15 protein-coding genes and 1 pseudogene are annotated in these 16,027 nt (G+C 70.5%); 4 read left to right on the top strand and 12 right to left on the bottom strand.

The features are described 5' to 3' along the window. Positions 1-178: 178 nt before the first annotated feature. The 5 genes from G6048_RS05425 to G6048_RS05405 all read right to left on the bottom strand — a co-directional run bounded on the left by G6048_RS05425 (position 179) and on the right by G6048_RS05405 (position 3,573). Positions 179-946 (bottom strand): class I SAM-dependent methyltransferase, encoded by a 768-nt coding sequence (locus tag G6048_RS05425; protein ID WP_165338283.1) that lies wholly within the window; start codon positions 944-946, stop codon positions 179-181. A gap of 88 nt (positions 947-1,034) precedes the next feature. Continuing rightward, on the bottom strand, positions 1,035-1,181 hold the full coding sequence (locus G6048_RS05420; protein WP_165338282.1) for a hypothetical protein: 147 nt from the start codon (positions 1,179-1,181) through the stop codon (positions 1,035-1,037). A gap of 49 nt (positions 1,182-1,230) precedes the next feature. Next, a complete protein-coding gene (locus G6048_RS05415; RefSeq protein WP_206341196.1) occupies positions 1,231-2,493 on the bottom strand; it encodes an RNA polymerase sigma factor in 1,263 nt (420 codons plus the stop codon). Positions 2,494-2,497: 4 nt separating this feature from the next. Beyond that, the gene (locus tag G6048_RS05410; protein WP_165338281.1) at positions 2,498-2,839 is read right to left on the bottom strand and encodes a YciI family protein; all 342 of its coding nucleotides are present in this window, start codon (positions 2,837-2,839) and stop codon (positions 2,498-2,500) included. Beyond that, on the bottom strand, positions 2,836-3,573 hold the full coding sequence (locus tag G6048_RS05405) for a nuclear transport factor 2 family protein (RefSeq protein WP_165338280.1): 738 nt from the start codon (positions 3,571-3,573) through the stop codon (positions 2,836-2,838). The genes G6048_RS05410 and G6048_RS05405 overlap by 4 nt, the downstream gene beginning before the upstream one ends. 166 nt (positions 3,574-3,739) lie before the next feature. Here G6048_RS05405 and G6048_RS05400 point away from each other — a divergent pair, with 166 nt between their 5' ends. From G6048_RS05400 to G6048_RS05390, 3 genes and pseudogenes are all read left to right on the top strand, one after another. After that, entirely contained in the window at positions 3,740-4,570 is an 831-nt protein-coding gene (locus tag G6048_RS05400) for a class I SAM-dependent methyltransferase (RefSeq protein WP_165338279.1), read from the top strand. Between the two features lie 237 nt (positions 4,571-4,807). Then, positions 4,808-6,019, top strand: coding sequence for a transcription termination factor Rho (gene rho, locus G6048_RS05395; protein ID WP_408056115.1), 1,212 nt, complete (start codon positions 4,808-4,810; stop codon positions 6,017-6,019). Positions 6,020-6,112: 93 nt separating this feature from the next. Beyond that, a pseudogene (locus tag G6048_RS05390) lies at positions 6,113-7,048 on the top strand (D-alanyl-D-alanine carboxypeptidase family protein); the annotation flags it as partial. Between the two features lie 32 nt (positions 7,049-7,080). Here G6048_RS05390 and G6048_RS51290 read toward each other — a convergent pair. The 7 genes from G6048_RS51290 to G6048_RS05355 all read right to left on the bottom strand — a co-directional run bounded on the left by G6048_RS51290 (position 7,081) and on the right by G6048_RS05355 (position 15,704). Beyond that, a complete protein-coding gene (locus G6048_RS51290) occupies positions 7,081-8,454 on the bottom strand; it encodes a glycosyltransferase 87 family protein (protein WP_165338276.1) in 1,374 nt (457 codons plus the stop codon). Further along, positions 8,451-9,848, bottom strand: coding sequence for a polyprenol phosphomannose-dependent alpha 1,6 mannosyltransferase MptB (gene mptB / locus G6048_RS05380; protein ID WP_165338275.1), 1,398 nt, complete (start codon positions 9,846-9,848; stop codon positions 8,451-8,453). The genes G6048_RS51290 and mptB overlap by 4 nt, the downstream gene beginning before the upstream one ends. A gap of 133 nt (positions 9,849-9,981) precedes the next feature. Further along, positions 9,982-10,923 (bottom strand): glutaminase, encoded by a 942-nt coding sequence (locus G6048_RS05375; RefSeq protein WP_165338274.1) that lies wholly within the window; start codon positions 10,921-10,923, stop codon positions 9,982-9,984. Positions 10,924-11,014: 91 nt separating this feature from the next. Next, positions 11,015-12,424, bottom strand: coding sequence for an aspartate ammonia-lyase (gene aspA / locus G6048_RS05370; RefSeq protein ID WP_165338273.1), 1,410 nt, complete (start codon positions 12,422-12,424; stop codon positions 11,015-11,017). A 60-nt stretch (positions 12,425-12,484) separates the two neighbouring features. Beyond that, on the bottom strand, positions 12,485-13,516 hold the full coding sequence (locus G6048_RS05365; RefSeq protein ID WP_328825679.1) for an asparaginase: 1,032 nt from the start codon (positions 13,514-13,516) through the stop codon (positions 12,485-12,487). Further along, positions 13,513-14,955: an amino acid permease gene (locus G6048_RS05360; RefSeq protein WP_165338271.1), complete on the bottom strand. Its 1,443-nt coding sequence runs from the start codon at positions 14,953-14,955 to the stop codon at positions 13,513-13,515. The genes G6048_RS05365 and G6048_RS05360 overlap by 4 nt, the downstream gene beginning before the upstream one ends. Then, on the bottom strand, positions 14,952-15,704 hold the full coding sequence (locus G6048_RS05355) for a FadR/GntR family transcriptional regulator (RefSeq protein ID WP_165338270.1): 753 nt from the start codon (positions 15,702-15,704) through the stop codon (positions 14,952-14,954). Before G6048_RS05355 ends, G6048_RS05360 begins: the two co-directional genes overlap by 4 nt. Positions 15,705-15,793: 89 nt before the next feature. Between G6048_RS05355 and G6048_RS05350 the strand changes: the two genes are divergently transcribed. Then, a complete protein-coding gene (locus tag G6048_RS05350) occupies positions 15,794-16,015 on the top strand; it encodes a hypothetical protein (protein ID WP_165338269.1) in 222 nt (73 codons plus the stop codon). Positions 16,016-16,027 lie beyond the last annotated feature (12 nt).

Below are 16,027 nucleotides of genomic sequence, written 5' to 3'. Positions count from 1 at the left end.
GCCTGGCAGATCTCTGTCACGGCAGTCAACGAGCACCACCGACAAAGGTCACCCATTCGACCCAAGAATCTGCGTTCCCCTCCCGAAGAACGGAGACCGAGAACGCACGCCAGTACTGGGAAGACCGTCCCAGAGGAGGCGCCAGCCAACCACATCCGGCCCTGGCGCTCACTCACGCTCACCAGAAGTCACTCTCGCTCAGCACACCGGCAGCAGTCCCCAACCCCTGGCGCGTCGCCACCACCAACCGGCAGCGCGGGCTGCCGTCCTCTCTGCGACCGAACTCGGGGAGTGTGCGCAGGTCCACGATGAAGCCGGCGCGGATCAGTTCGCGGCGTACGTCGCTGAGGCGGAAGGCGCGGTAGTACATGACGAACGGGGGGCGCCACACCGCGTTGCGTACCCGCATGGCCGTGTCGAAGGCGAGGAGGGCCCAGTAGCCGGGAGAGCCGGGGCGGGCCGGGGCCACGACGGGGAAGGCGAACCGTCCGCCGGGCCGGAGCACCGAGTGCACCTGGGCGAACAGGCCCGGCAGTTCGCCCGGCAGGAAGTGGCCGAACGCCCCGAAGCTCACCACCAGGTCGAAGGCCGGCCCGAACGGCAGGGCGCGGGCGTCGCCGCGTACCCACGCCACCGGGGGCCCGCCGGGACGCGTCTGTTCGCGGGCCACGGCGAGCATGCCCGCGCTGATGTCGACGCCGGTGATCCGCTCCCGGCACACCGTGCCCAGCACGTCGATGCCCGCGCCGGTGCCGCAGCACAGATCGAGCCCGCTGTCGAAGGGTCCGATCCGCTCCAGCGCCCGCGCGACGGAGTGCAGGACCGGGTCCGGTGTACGGAACGGGGTGTGGTCGAACTTCGGCGCGAGCAGGTCGTAGCCGTGCTCGACGGACGACAGCGCCTGAACGGCGAGCTCGCGGAACGTGGGGCCCTGCGGGGTGAACATCGAGGTCAGCTTAGCCAGGCACGAGCGCGCTGTGGTGCACAAGGGGCGAAGCTCCCCTTGTGCACCACAGCGCGCTCGGCTGACGCCCTCAGCTCCCCAGGCGGAGGCCCGCGAGCCAGACGTCGGGCTCGCCCGGCCCCCTGCCGCCGGGCGCACCGGATGGCAGAACGCGGCGGCGCCGGCGCGGAAGGAAAGCAAGCTTCTTGGTGCGGCGGGTGGGAACGGTGGCGGTCATGGAATCTCCAGTGTCGTTTGGGCCCCTTCACCCCACCGACGAACGCCCCCTACGCCGATCGACACTCCGCGAGCCGTTTCTCAAGAAAGCGCCGCTCGGCGTCGTTCTCCACCAGATCCAGCGCCCGCGCGTACGCCTCGGCCGCCTCCCCCGTCCGCCCCATGCGCCGCAGGAGATCCGCGCGGGTGGCGGGCAGCAGGTGGTATCCGGCCAGGTCGCCCGCCTTCTCCAGCTCGGCCAGCAGGGCCAGCCCCGCCTCCGGTTCCTCGGCCATGCCGACCGCGACGGCGCGGTTGAGTTCCACCACCGCGGAGGGCACGAAATGCCTCAACTCCCCGTACAGCGCGGCGATATCGGCCCAGTCGGTCTCCTCGGCCGTGGCCGCGGTGGTGTGGCAGGCGGCGATGGCGGCCTGGATCTGATACGGCCCCGGCCGGCCGCGGCGCAGGGCGGTCTCCAGCAGGGCGGCGCCCTCGTCGATCGCGGCGCGGTCCCATGCCGTACGGTCCTGGTCCTCCAGCGTCACCAGTTCGCCTGCCGCGTCCACCCGCGTGCCCTGCCGGGCGTCGTGCAGGAGCAGCAGCGCGAGCAGGCCGAGCGCCTCGGGCTCGTCGGGCATGAGCCGGGCCAGCACGCGGGCGAGGCGGATGGCCTCCGCGCACAGATTCGTACGCAGCAGATCGGCGCCGGACGTGGCGGCGTACCCCTCGTTGAACAGCAGGTACACGACGCCGAGTACACCCGTCGTGCGCTCGGGCAGCAGGTGGGCGGGCGGTACGCGGTACGGGATCCCGGCGTTGCGGATCTTCCGCTTGGCCCGCACCAGGCGTTGCGCCATCGTCGCCTCGGGGACGAGGAAGGCCCGGGCGATCTCGGGCGTGGTCAGCCCCGCGAGCGTACGCAGGGTCAGGGCGACCCGCGCCTCCATGGGCAGCGCCGGATGGCAGCAGGTGAAGATCAGCCGCAGCCGGTCGTCGGTCACTCCGCTGTCGTCCTCGTCGTCCTCGTCGTCCGGGTCGTACGGCCCGTCGTCCCGCGCCAGCACCGCCACCTCCCGCAGTTTCGCCGCGCCCACCGCCTCCCGGCGCAGTACGTCCAGGGCGCGGTTGCGCGCGGTCGTGGTCAGCCAGGCGCCAGGGCGGCGCGGGACTCCGTCGCGCGGCCACCGGTCCAGGGCCTGCGCGAAGGCGTCCTGCGCACATTCCTCGGCGAGGTCCCAGTCGCCGGTCACCCTGATCAGGGTGGCGACGACTTGGCCCCATTCCTCGCGGAAGGCGGCGGCCACCGCCTCCTCGACGTCGTTCACTCCCAACCGTTCACTCCCAGACCGGCCGCACCTCGACGGAGCCACCGCCCAGGGCAGCGGGATGCCTCGAGGCGAGCGAGATGGCCTCGTCGAGGTCGGCGACCTCGATGATGTCGATGCCGGCGACGTACTCCTTGGACTCCACGAACGGCCCGTCGCTGAGCAGGACTTCGTCGCCCTGGACGCGCACGGTGGTGGCGTCGGTGGACGGCCTCAGCCGTGCCCCGCCCTTGACGATGTCGCGGCTGCGCACCTCTTCGATGTACGAGGTGAAGCGGGGGTCGTCGGCGATCTCCTCGGGGCTGAGTTCCTCGCCGCCCACGGGGGTGCAGATGAACAGTGCGTACTTCATGACCGGGCCTCCTCCACGCCTGCGTCGAACGGAACCGAAAGATGCTGGTGGACGATCTGCCAGCGGTCGCCCGCGGCCCGGTAGCCGGTGGTCACCCGCACCGTGCTGTCCAGCGGCTCCCCGGTGGCCAGCGTGGCGCGCATCCGGACGAGCGCGTGACTGAACGCGACGCTCTCGTCCACCCGGACCCGGAACTCCAGCACATCACGGCTCACGGGCCCGGTGACGGTGGAGAACCACCACTCCTGAGCCTTGCGGAAGGCGTCGATGCCGCGCTGCTCCAGACCGCTCATGGGATGGAAGACCTCGACATCGGACGCGTAACAGGCCGCCATCCGGTCGATGTCCCGCTCGCGCGTGGCCAGCGTCAGCTCGTCGTCGAGGCGGCGGATCTCGCCCTCGGCGTCCTCGTCCTCCCCGAACGGGCGCACCTCCATGGCCCCGATGGTCGCCACGGGATGCTTGGCGGCCGCCTCGATGGCCTCCTCCATGCTGTCGCACTCAAGGATGTCGTACCCGGCGACGTACTCCTTCGTCTCCGCGAACGGCCCGTCCGTGCGCAGCACTTCGCCCTCACGCACGCGCACGGTGACCGCCTCGGCGGGCCGCCGCAGCCGGTGGCCATGCAGCCGTACGCTCTTCTGGGCGCTCAGCTCCTCGACCCATGGTTCGACTGGGGCCATGCCGGAGGCGTCGGCGGTGTCGTCACCGCAGACCAGCAGCATGTACTTCATGATTCCTCCTGTGCTCATGAGAGTCCTGACACCCCACCGACGAACGGGCCCGCGCCGAATCGACACCTCCCCATGATTGTCCTGCCGGACGGCAGCCACACCGGGAGCACCGGGGAGCTTCGGGGAGTCCTTCGCACCCGGCGCCCGTCCACGGTTGGATACAACCATGACCGACGAGCACGAGCGGATGATGAAAGCCAACCAGGCCAACTGGGACGCCCGTACACCCGTCCACCTCGCCAGCCGGTTCTACGGCCTTGACACCTCCCTCGACCCGGAGCGCTGGTTCGCTGCCTGGGAGTGGGAGGACCTCGGTGAATTGGCCGGTCGTGACGTGCTCCACCTCCAGTGCCACCTCGGCGCCGAGACGATCGCCTTCGCCCATCGCGGCGCCCGGGCGGTGGGCCTGGACGTCTCCGAGGCGTCGGTCAAGGCCGCCGCCGACATCGCCGGGCGTGCGGGCGCCGACGTCGCGTATGTACGGGCCAATGTGTACGACGCCGTCGAAGCCCTCGGCGGGCGGCAGTTCGACGTCGTCTACACCGGCAAGGGTGCCCTGTGCTACCTGCCCGACCTGGACCGCTGGGCGGCGACGGTCGCCCAACTCCTGCGTCCGGAGGGCCGGTTGTACATCGCGGAGTTCCATCCCCTCCTCAACTCCCTGGGCCCCAAGCCCGCCGAGGGCGAGGGTTCCGAACTCCTGCTGCGTCACGACTACTTGGGCCGCGGGACGGCCGTGCACCGCAACGGCAGGTACACGTACACGGACGGCCCGCCGGTGGAGGGTGCGACCGACAGCTATGAGTGGATGCACGGTCTCGGCGAGGTCGTGGGCGCCCTGGTGGGAGCGGGGCTGCGGATCGAACGGCTACGGGAGAGCGACGAACTGCCGTGGCCCCGCTGGCCCGAGATGAACCGCACGCCGTCCGGCTGGTGGCGCCTGCCGGACAGCTCCCCGCGCATCCCGCTCTTGTACGGACTCCTCGCCCGCCGCTGATCAAAATCCTGGCATGCTACGGTTGTTCTAGCACTCGCGTACGCCCCTTCTCGGGCGCCGGTGCCAGTCTCATCTCAGTCAGCTGATCCGCCCGTCCCTTCCCGACCGGCGAAGCAGCTTCTCAGCACCACCTCTCTTCACGTACGGCCATGGGCGTTCTCGTCCGCCGCACGAGAGGTGATGTCTCCGCCGTACGGAGCGTGATCATGCCGCCCCGTCATCCGGCCTCTCCCCTACATGACCCATTACATGACCCATGACCTCATGGATTCGTCCGTGAAAGGACCCACCCACATGACCACCACACTCGAACGCCCGCCCACTTCGCACACACAGGAGCAGGCCACCGGCGTACTCGACATCACACCCAACGGACAGGGCCAGCTGCGCGCCGCAAGCTGCCTGCCCGAGTCCACCGACCTCCAGGTCCCCGCCACGCTGATCCGCCGGTACGGCCTGCGCAAGGGCGACCTCGTCGAAGGCGTAGGCGCAGCCGTACGCGGCAAGCAGCGCGCCCTCACCGGGATCGAGCGCGTCAACGGCCGCAGGCCCGAAGAGCTGCGCTCGCGCCCGCACTTCGGTGACCTCACCCCGCTGCACCCGCGTGAGCGGCTGCGGCTCGAGCACCCGGCGGGCGGCCTGACGACCCGGGTCATCGACCTGGTCGCGCCGATCGGCAAGGGCCAGCGCGGGTTGATCGTCGCCCCGCCGAAGACCGGCAAGACAGTGCTGCTCCAGCAGCTGGCGGCCGCCGTGGCCGGCAACCACCCCGAGTGCCATCTGATGGTGGTGCTGCTCGACGAGCGACCCGAGGAAGTCACCGACATGCGGCGTTCCGTACGCGGTGAAGTGCTCGCCTCGACCTTCGACCGGGCGCCGAAGCAGCACATCGCGCTCGCCGAGCTGGCCGTGGAGCGTGCCAAGCGGCTCGTCGAGGCGGGTCAGGACGTCGTGATCCTCCTGGATTCGCTGACCCGGCTGTGCAGGGCGCACAACAACGCGGCCGCCGCCGGTGGCCGCACCCTCAGCGGCGGTGTCGACGCCGCCGCGCTCGCCGGGCCCAAGCGGCTCTTCGGTGCCGCGCGCCTCGCCGAGGAGGGCGGTTCGCTCACGATCCTCGCCACGGCGCTGGTGGAGACCGGTTCGCGCGCCGACGACTTCTACTTCGAGGAGTTGAAAAGCACCGGCAACATGGAGCTGCGCCTGGACCGCGCGCTCGCGTCCAGGCGGATCTATCCGGCCGTCGACATCACCCCGTCCGGCACCCGCCGCGAGGAACTCCTGGTTCCGGCAAGTGAGTTGGCGGCTGTACGAGGGCTGCGACGCGCCCTGCACTCCCGCGGCGACACGCAGCCGGGCCTCGAAACCTTGCTGGAGAGGATGCGGGACACGCCGGACAACGCCACGTTTCTGCGGCAGGTCCAGCCGACCGTGCCCGGAGGCCGGTGAGCCTCCCCCACCCGCAGGGCCGTACCACGACGCTCGACGCCCCGTTGCGGCATCTGGGTGCTCCATGCCGCGGCTCGGCCTCGGTAACCGGGGATGTCCCCCGCGCGTTCCTACGTTTGCGGTATGACCTTCGGACTCTCTTGCCGTGTCGCCGTCTGCTGCTCCGCCGCCTGGCTGGCCGGCGCGCTGGCCTTCACACCGAGCCCAGCCGCGGCACGCACCGGAGCCGACGTCTCCACCGCGTCTGCCGGCGCCGAGCCGCTCGTGCCGCGCCCGGCGGCCTCGCGGCCGACGGGACTGTACCGGTCCGGGACGCAGGTACGGCTCAGCGCCAGGGTGCCCAAGGTGCCCGCCAAACTCTCCGCCCGGTCGTGGCTGGTGGCCGACGCGGGCACCGGTGAGGTGCTGGCCGCACACAACGCGCACCGCAAGCTGCCGCCCGCGAGCACGTTGAAGGCTCTGTTCGCGGTGACCGTGCTGCCGGCGCTGCCCGCGGCGGTCCAACACACCGTCAAAGCCCGGGAGTTGAAGGGGATCGGGGCCGGCAGCAGTCTGGTCGGCGTCGAGGCGGGGCGCACCTACCGCGCCTCCGATCTGTGGCGGGGCGTCTTCCTCAACTCGGGCAACGACGCCGTGCGCGTCCTGGCCGCCATGAACGGCGGCTGGCGTGCCACGGCCGCCCAGATGCAGGCCAAGGCCCGCTCGCTGGGCGCCCGCGACACGCGGGTCGTCTCGCCCGACGGATACGACACGCCGGGCCAGGTGTCGTCCGCGTACGACCTGGCTGTCTTCGGGCGGGCCGGGCTGCGCAACGCGGACTTCGCGCGGTACTGCGCCACCGTGACGGCCAAATTCCCGGGTAAGGGCCGGTCGTACGTCATCCGGAACACCAACCGGCTGCTGACCGGAGCCGACGGCGTCAAGCCCTACCGGGGGCTCATCGGCATCAAGAACGGTTACACCTCCAAGGCGGGCAACACCCTCGTCGCCGCCGCGCGCCGGGACGGGCGCACCCTGGTCGTCACGGTGATGAACCCTCGGACGGGCGGCGGCCTCGCCGTCTACGAAGAGGCGCGCTCGCTGCTCGACTGGGGCTTCGAGGCCGCCGGGCGTGTCAAGCCGGTGGGTTCGCTGGTGCCCTCGCGTGCCGTGCCGCAGGCGGGCCCGGCCCCCGCGCCCGCGGCCATGGTGGTCGCCGACGGGTCCGACCGGTGGGCGGCGGCGGGAGCGATCTCGGGGGCGGCCTGTCTGGGTGCGGGTGTCGTAGCCGTGGTGCTGCGCGGCAGACGGTTCACGCGTGTCTGACCGACGGGCAGGGCGAACAGCAGGCCGAGGGTGATCCACACGTAGATGTTGCTGCCGAGGAAGCCGTCGACGCCGGACGCGTCGTCGAACCACAGCCACACCACGCTGCTGCACAACAGCACGTACGACACGCCCGCGGCCCCCCACAGCAGTCGCCGGCGCTTCAGCCCCTCCTCGACGAGGATCGCGAAGGACGGCAGCAGCCACACGAGATGGTGCACCCAGGTGATCGGGCTGACCAGACAGGCGACGAGCCCGGTCAGGGCGAACGCGCCCATCAGGTCACCGGCGGCGACGGCTCGATGGGCACGCCAGGCCCAGACGCCCAGGACGGCGAGAGCGGCCAGCGCCCAGACGATACGGCTCGGTTCCGCGGGGTCGGCGAGCCGGGCCAGTACGCCTTGCAGGGACTGGTTGGACACGTAGTCGAGGCGACCGATGCGGGTCGTGTCCCAGACGGCCTCGGTCCAGTAGAAGCGGGAGGGCTCCGGTGCCGCCCAGGCCGCGGTAGCGGTGGCGGTCGCGGCGACGGCCGCCGCGACCGCGGCGGCGCGAGGACGCCGGGCGAGCAGCAGCAGAACGATGAAAATCGCGGGCGTGAGCTTGATCGCTGCGGCAAGACCGATGCCCACGCCCGCCCAGCGACCGCGCCCGGTGAACAGCAGCCAGGCGTCGCTGAGGACCAGGGCCAGCAGCAGAAGGTTGACCTGGCCGAAGCTGAAGGTGTCACGGGCGGGCTCGAACATGGCCAGCATGCAGACGGCCACGGCGGACCCGAACCAGCCGTGCCGGCGGCGCAGTTCGCGCGGGACCAGAATGCCTAGGACCACGGCTGTCGCCGCGAGATTGAGGAGCAGTCCGACGGCGATCGCGGCGTGCAGTCCGAGGAGCGCCATCGGGACCATGCTGACGGCCGCGAAGGGCGGATAGGTGAAGCCGTACGTCGTCCCCGGCACGTGGTAGTCGTAGATGCGGCCGCCGTGATGGATCCAGGCGTCGATGGCCCCGTGGTACACCCGCAGGTCGAACCAGCCGCGCAGCAGCGGCACGGTCGCGGTGAAGACCGTCACGGCGGCGACGAGGACCAGTACGAGGGCGAGCCGCCCCCGCTGCGTACGCGGAAGCCTCATGCGGTGCGCTCCAGGACCGGCGCGTTCGACGTCTGGTGGGCCTGCCAGAGCACGACCACCGCGAGCACGCCGCCCGACACGGCCAGGACCAGCTGCTCCAGGTCCGGTGGGCTGCCGCTGGGCAGGACGCCGAGCGCGAGCACTCCGGTCACAGCGGCGACCCGGTGGCGTACGGAGGTGCTCGGTGCCGCGGCGGCGATGAGGAACAGGCCCCACAGGGCGTACCAGGGCCGGATGGCCGGACCGAGGACCGCCACCGTCGCCAGGCTGAGACCGAGTGCGTAGACGGGGCTGAGCCGGGGGCGGCGCAGCCATATGGCGAGTATGACGACGACCGTGGCCACGAGTCCGAGGGCGTGCCAGGCGGGCAGGGCGAGGGGTGCGAGGTCGCTGCCCAGGTCCTCGAGGAGGGACCCTGTCGCGCGGCCGAGGACGCTGGTGGGCGACCAGTTGTGCGGTGAAATGGGTGTCTTCAGGGCGCTGATCCAGCCGTATCCCGTACCGGCGATGGCAGTTGCTACGACGGTGGTGGCGAGCGCGGCGGTCGCAGTCGTCACCATGGCCTTCAACAGGCCGCGCCCCGCGCGCACTTGAAGTGCCACGACAGCCGCGAGTCCCAGTACGGCCGGGACCTTGACCAGGGCGGCGAGCGTGACGAGCACGGCGCCGAGGACGGGCCAGCGGCCGAGCGCGGCCACCAGCCCGATGCCGAGCAGCCCGAGCATGATGGCGTCGTTGTGCGCGCCGGCGACAAGGTGCAGCAGTACGAGCGGGTTGAGCGCGCCGAGCCACAGAGCGGCGGCCGGGTCGGCGCCGCTGTGCCGGGCGAGCCTCGGCAGGGCGGCGGCCATCAGCGCCACGCCGAGCACCGCGACCACCCGCATCCCGAACAGCCCGGCCGGTACTTCGCCCCGCGTCAGCCCGGAAAGTGCGGAGGCGACGGCGAGGAAGGCGGGGCCGTACGGTGTCGCGGTGTGCTGCCACACGGGCGCCACCTCGTCGGCGAGCGGCCCGCCGAGCCGTGCGGGGCCGTGGGTGTAGACGTCGATGTGCGCGTCGACCATGGCGCCCTGCGCGAGGTAGCTGTACACGTCCCGGCTGAACAGGGGCGGCGCGAGCAGCAACGGCGCGGCCCACACCCCCAGAACGACCAACAGCGCGCGCGGAGTTGGCGGTTCGGGCCCCCGGATCACCCGGCCCAGCAGAGCCCAGGCGGCGATCAGCAGCACCACCCCGAAGTACACACCGACCACGCCGAGCGCCGCCCGCGCCGAGGCCGGGGCCAGCAGCTCCCGTACCGGCAGGGCCCCGGCCGTCTCACCTCCCGCCGCGAGAAAGCCCGAACCCACAAGTCCGAGCACCTGACAGCGACGCAGATCGACGGAGAAACCCATGGCCAACACTCGGGCAGCCTGTCAATGCCGGGTGGCGGGAAAGCGACGTACGTCCCTCTGATCGGCAGCCGCGATGTGACCGCCGTCTGACCGAACGGCGACCATCCTTCGAATCCGCCTGAGAACAGCCGCCTCAGAACACGGACAATCCCGTCAGCGTCGTGAAACGCTCCAGGGCCGCGACGCCCGCCACGGAGTTACCCCGTTCGTCCAGGCCCGGGCTCCACACGCACAGCGTGCAGTGGCCTGGGACGACGGCGATGATGCCGCCGCCGACGCCGCTCTTGCCGGGCAGGCCGACCCGGTACGCGAACTCGCCCGCGGCGTCATAGGTGCCGCAGGTCAGCATGACCGCGTTGACCTGCTTGGCCTGACTGCTGGTCAGCAGGCGGGTGCCGTCGGCCCGTATGCCGTGGCGGGCGAGGAATCCGGTGGCGAGGGCGAGGTCGGCGCAGGACGCCTCGATGGAGCACTGCCGGAAGTACTGGTCCAGGAGCGTCGGGACCGGGTTGCCGATGTTTCCGTACGACGCCATGAAGTGGCCGAGGGCGGCGTTGCGGTCGCCGTGGGCGGCCTCGGAGGCGGCGACGTCCTTGTTGCTGGCGAGCTGCGCGTTGCCGCTCTCCGCGCGCAGGAAGTCGAGAAGAGTGCCGGCCGCGTCGCCGGTCTGGGTGTGGAGGCGGTCGGTGACGACGAGGGCGCCCGCGTTGATGAAGGGATTGCGCGGGATGCCGTTCTCGTACTCCAGCTGCACCAGCGAGTTGAAGGGATTGCCGGAGGGCTCGCGTCCGACGCGCTCCCACAGGGCGTCGCCCCCGCCCGCCAGGACGAGGGCGAGGGTGAAGACCTTGGTGAGCGACTGCGTGGAGAGCGGCTGCCGCCAGTCCCCCACCCCGTACACCGTGCCGTCGAGTTCCGCGACGGCCATACCGAACCGGCGCGGGTCGCAGGCCGCGAGGGCCGGAATGTAGTCGGCGGGGCGGCCACGTGCGGGCATGTTCTCGATCTCGGCGGCGATGCGGTCCAGGACGGGCTGGAAAGTGGAGGACGACGAAGACACTGCCATGATCACCATTCTGCCGTTCGGTCCCCGCCGAGGCGGGTGGGCACGGGTGCCCGCGCCATCATCGTGTGCCCGACCAGCACACCGCGGGCACCCGCGCGTCTCAGTTGGCCCGCGAGCCCGCCAGCACCTCCGGCCGCAGCAGCGCGGCCAGCCGGTCCGGAGGCAACAGTCCCTTTTCCAGGACGAGTTCGGCAACGCCGCGCCCCGTCGCGAGGGCCTCCTTCGCGATGCCGGTGGCCGCCTCGTACCCGATGTACGGGTTGAGCGCGGTGACCAGGCCGATGGAGTTCTCGACGGCCTCGCGCAGGACGTCCTCGTTGGCCGTGATCCCGGCGACGCAACGCTCGGCGAGCGTCAGGCAGGCGGCGCGCAGATGCGTGATGCTCTCGGAGAGGGAGTGCAGGATGACCGGCTCGAAGGCGTTCAGCTGCAGCTGACCGGCCTCCGCCGCCATGGTGATCGTGACGTCGTTGCCGATCACCTCGAAGGCAACCTGGTTGACGACCTCGGGTATTACCGGGTTCACCTTGCCAGGCATGATGCTCGAACCGGCCTGCACCGGCGGCAGGTTGATCTCGTTCAGCCCCGCGCGCGGCCCGGACGACAGCAGCCGCAGATCGTTGCAGCTCTTCGAGAGCTTCACCGCGATCCGCTTCAGCACCCCGGACATCTGCACGAAGGCCCCGCAGTCCTGGGTGGCCTCGACGAGGTTGGCGGCGGTGACGAGCGGCAGACCGGTGATCTCGGCGAGGTGGCGGCGGGCCGACTCGGCGTACCCGGCGGGCGCGTTGAGCCCGGTACCGATGGCCGTAGCGCCCAGGTTGATCTCGTGGATCAGCGCGACGGCCTCGGCGAGCCGGCTGCGGTCCTCGTCCAGCATCACCGCGTACGCCGAGAACTCCTGACCGAGCGTCATTGGCACAGCGTCCTGCAACTGCGTACGCCCCATCTTCAGCACGTCACGGAACTCGACGGCCTTGGCGGCGAAGGCGTCCTGCAGCACGGCCATGGCCTGGAGCAGCCCGCGCACCGCGAAGATGGTGGCGACGTTGACGGCGGTCGGATAGACGTCGTTGGTCGACTGGCCGAGGTTGACGTCCTCGTTCGGGTGCAGGAACTCGTACGCGCCCTTCGGATGCCCGAGCAGCTCCAACGCCCGGTTGGCGACAACCTCGTTGGCGTTCATGTTCGTCGAGGTCCCGGCGCCGCCCTGTATGACGTCGACGACGAACTGGTCGTGCAGCTTCCCGTCGCGGATCTCCTGGCAGGCCGCGACGATGGCCGCCGCCTTGGCGTGCTCCAGCAGGCCGAGTTCCTCGTTGGCGCGTGCGGCGGCCTCCTTGACGGCGGCCAGTGCGTCGATCAGGTGCGGGTAGGCGGAGATCGGGGTGCCCGTGATGGGGAAGTTCTCCTTGGCGCGCAGGGAGTGGATGCCCCAGTACGCCTCGGCGGGCACGTCACGGTCGCCGAGCAGGTCGTGCTCGCTGCGATGGGCTGCGGCGGCGGTCATGTCGGTGCGGCTCTTCTTTCACGAGAAGGAGAAGGGAGGGATCAGGCCTGCGTGAGCGGATCAGGACTCGGTCAGCGGTTCCAGTGCGCGGGCCGGCCGGATGCTCCCGACCACCTCCCCGCCGCCGAACAGCGGCGCCTGGGCGAACTCGGCGAGTGCGGCCGGGTCGACGCCGCAGCGCGCGAGGGCGGCGGCGACCACGGGCAGCCGGGCCCGGTCCGCCCCGTCCGCGATCTTCACGGCGACCGCCCGCCCGTCGGGCAGCGCCGCGACGTGCACGCCCTCGAAGCCGTCCTTGGTGAGCAGCCCCGGCACGGCCCTCATCAGCGCGGCCACATCACGGCCGGAACCTGACGTCATCTCGGCGTGCTCGCGCATCGCGTCGGCCACCCGCGCCTCGGGGGTGCCGAGCGGTGCGGTCGTGATCCGGGCGGCGGCGCGCGCCAGTCCGTGCAGCGAGACGGAGAACAAGGGCGCACCGCAGCCGTCCACGGTCACCGCCGCGACGGCCTGCCCGGTGAGATCCTCGACGATCTCCGCGATCGCCTGCTGGAGCGGATGCGCGGGGTCTAGGTAGTCGCCGAGCGACCAGCCGTTCAGATGTGCCGTGTAGAGCATCGCCGCATGCTTGCCCGAGCAGTTCTGCGCGAGCTGCGACGGCAGCCGCCCCTCGCGCACCCAGGCCTCCCGTACGACCGGGTCGTACGGCAGGTCCGGCACATTGCGCAGAGCGTCCTCGGGTAGCCCGGCCTGTTCCAGGATCCGCCGCGTTCCGGCGAGATGCCGCTCCTCGCCGGAGTGGCTGGCCGCGGTCAGCGCGAGCAGTTCCCCGTCGAGCGGCAGCCCGGCCCGCACCAGCGCCACCGCCTGTACGGGCTTGAGCGCCGAGCGCGGGTAGAAGGCCGCCTCGATGTCGCCGATCTGCAGCTCCACCGTGCCGTCGGGGCCGAGCACGACGACCGAGCCGTAGTGGATGCCCTCGATGACATCACCGCGTACGAGCTGGGCGACGGGCGCGTGCAGCGGCTCCCGAATCGCGGGCGCCTCGGCCAGTGAACTGCCCTGTTCGGCAAGGATCTTGAGGCAGCTCACGCGTCGGCTCCGGACTTCCGTACGTCCGCCACCCGGCGCCGTACGGCGAACCATCCCGCCACCAGGGCCGCCACGATCAGCGGCAGACACATCACGGTCGTACGTCCCGCTCCCCCGTCGGCGTACATCAGCACCAGCACGGAGGCGAGGAAGAACAGGGTGACGAGCTCGGTCCAGGGCGAGCCCGGCAGGCGGTAGCTGGGGCGCTCCAGCTCGCCTTCCTGTGTCTTCCGCCAGAAGACCAGGTGACAGATCATGATCATGCCCCAGGTGGCGAGGATGCCGATCGCCGCGAAGTTCAGCACGATCTCGAACGCGTCGGCGGGGACGACGAAGTTGAGCCCGACACCGAGTACACAGATACCGCTGGTGAGCAGGATTCCGCCGTACGGGACCTGGCTGCGGCTCATCACCGAGGTGAACTTCGGCGCCGAGCCGGACATCGCCATGGAGCGCAGGATGCGGCCGGTGGAGTACAGGCCGGAATTCAGCGAGGACATGGCGGCGGTCATCACCACGAGGTTCATCACGCCGCCCGCGGCCGGGATGCCGATGTTGGACAGCACCGTGACGAAGGGGCTCTCCTTGCCGCTGTAGGACGACCAGGGCAGCAGCATCGAGAGGAGCACCACGGAGCCGACGTAGAAGAGACCGACGCGCCACATGATGGAGTTGATCGCCTTCGGCATGATCTTCTCCGGGTTCTCCGTCTCACCCGCCGCGACACCGACGAGCTCGACGGAGGCGTAGGCGAAGACGACGCCCTGGACGATCAGCAGCATCGGCAGCAGGCCGTTGGGGAAAAGGCCGCCGTTGTCGGTGATCAGGGACGGGCCGGGGGTGTGGCCGTCGACGGACTGCTGGGTGGCCAGCAGGAAGATGCCGATGAACATGAAGGCGACCAGGGCGCCGACCTTGATGATCGCGAACCAGAACTCCAGCTCACCGAAGTACTTCACCGAGATGAGGTTCACGGTGAGGACGACGGCGAGCGCGATGAGCGCGATCACCCACTGCGGGATGTCGGAGAACATGCCCCAGTAGTGGGTGTAGGTGGCGACCGCGGTGATGTCGGCGATGCCGGTGGTCGCCCAGTTCAGAAAGTACATCCAGCCCGCGGTGTACGCGCCCTTCTCGCCGAGGAACTCCCGCGCGTAGGACACGAAGGCGCCGGAGGAGGGCCGGTACAGGACGAGTTCGCCGAGGGCGCGGACGACGAGAAAGGCGAAGATTCCGCAGACGGCGTAGGCGATGAAGAGCGAGGGGCCGGCTTCGGCGAGCCGTCCGCCGGCGCCGAGGAACAGGCCGGTGCCGATGGCGCCGCCGATGGCGATCATGTTGACGTGCCGGGACTTCAGGGACTTGCTGTATCCCGCGTCTCCGGCGTCGACGTGAGCAGCCGGTTTCCGTATCTCTTCGTCGAGGGACTGCTCGCTCACGCGGGGGTCTCGCCTTCTGTGGGGGTGTCCGTGCTGTCGGTGTTTTCGGTGCCCTCGGGTCGCACGATCGCGGTGAGGGTCGTCTCGACGCGGTCGAGGTGGTGGGCCATGGCGTCGGTCGCGTCGCGCTCGCTGCCGTCGATCAACGCCTCGACGATCGCTCGGTGTTCGCGGTTGGACTGCTCGCGACGGCCGCCGAGTTCGTTGAGGAACGCGGACTGGCGGGCCAGCGCGTCACGGATCTCCTCGATGACGCGGCGGAAGACCGGGTTCTGGGCGGCCTGCGCGACGGCGAGATGGAAGAGCGTGTCCATGGCCACCCAGGCGGTGGTGTCGGTCTCGTGCTCCATCCGGTCGAGCAGGTGGGCGAGATGGTCGAGGTCCTCGGGTGTGCGGCGGGCGGCGGCGTAGCCCGCGACGGGGATCTCGACATGGCGCCGGACCTCTATCAGGTCGCTGGCCGCGTAGTCGCCGAAGGTGGGGTCGACGACCGGTCCGTTCGAGACGACGAACGTTCCCTTGCCGGTACGGGACACGGTCAGGCCCATCGTCTGCAGGGCCCGCAGCGCCTCCCGCAGTACGGGTCGGCTGACCTCGAGACTCCGGCACAGCTCCGCCTCGGACGGCAGCTTGTCCCCCACGGCGTACTCGCCGCGCTCGATCGCACTCCGCAGATGACTGAGCACCGCTTCCATCGCGCTGACGCGCCGCGGGACCGAGCCACCTGTCTGGCTGTCTGACAGGTTCACGGAGGTGATCCTGGAGGGCGCAGGGACGTGCTGTCAAGGGCTACTTGTGGGTCTTCCCGCGAGGGGAAGCTTCGTCCACCATGGAAGACATGGCGGATACGGCGGAAATCACAGGGACCCTCCAGTCGGACCTCATCAACCTGTCAGGCATCCCCTTGGACGCACTCGGCTCGATGAGTCTCCTACCGACGGCACTCGCCACCCTGCACCGCAGGCTGGCAGGCGACTCCGCACCGCTGTGCGAGAGCGGCATGGCAGCCCTGTGCGGAACCACGCCTTCGGTTCCGACCGGTGCGACCCGTGACAGTTGATCAACCCTGAGC

The sequence above is a fragment of the Streptomyces ureilyticus genome, from assembly GCF_011045025.1.
Lineage (GTDB): Bacteria > Actinomycetota > Actinomycetes > Streptomycetales > Streptomycetaceae > Streptomyces > Streptomyces ureilyticus.
This window is presented reverse-complemented; position numbering and strand designations above follow the sequence as displayed.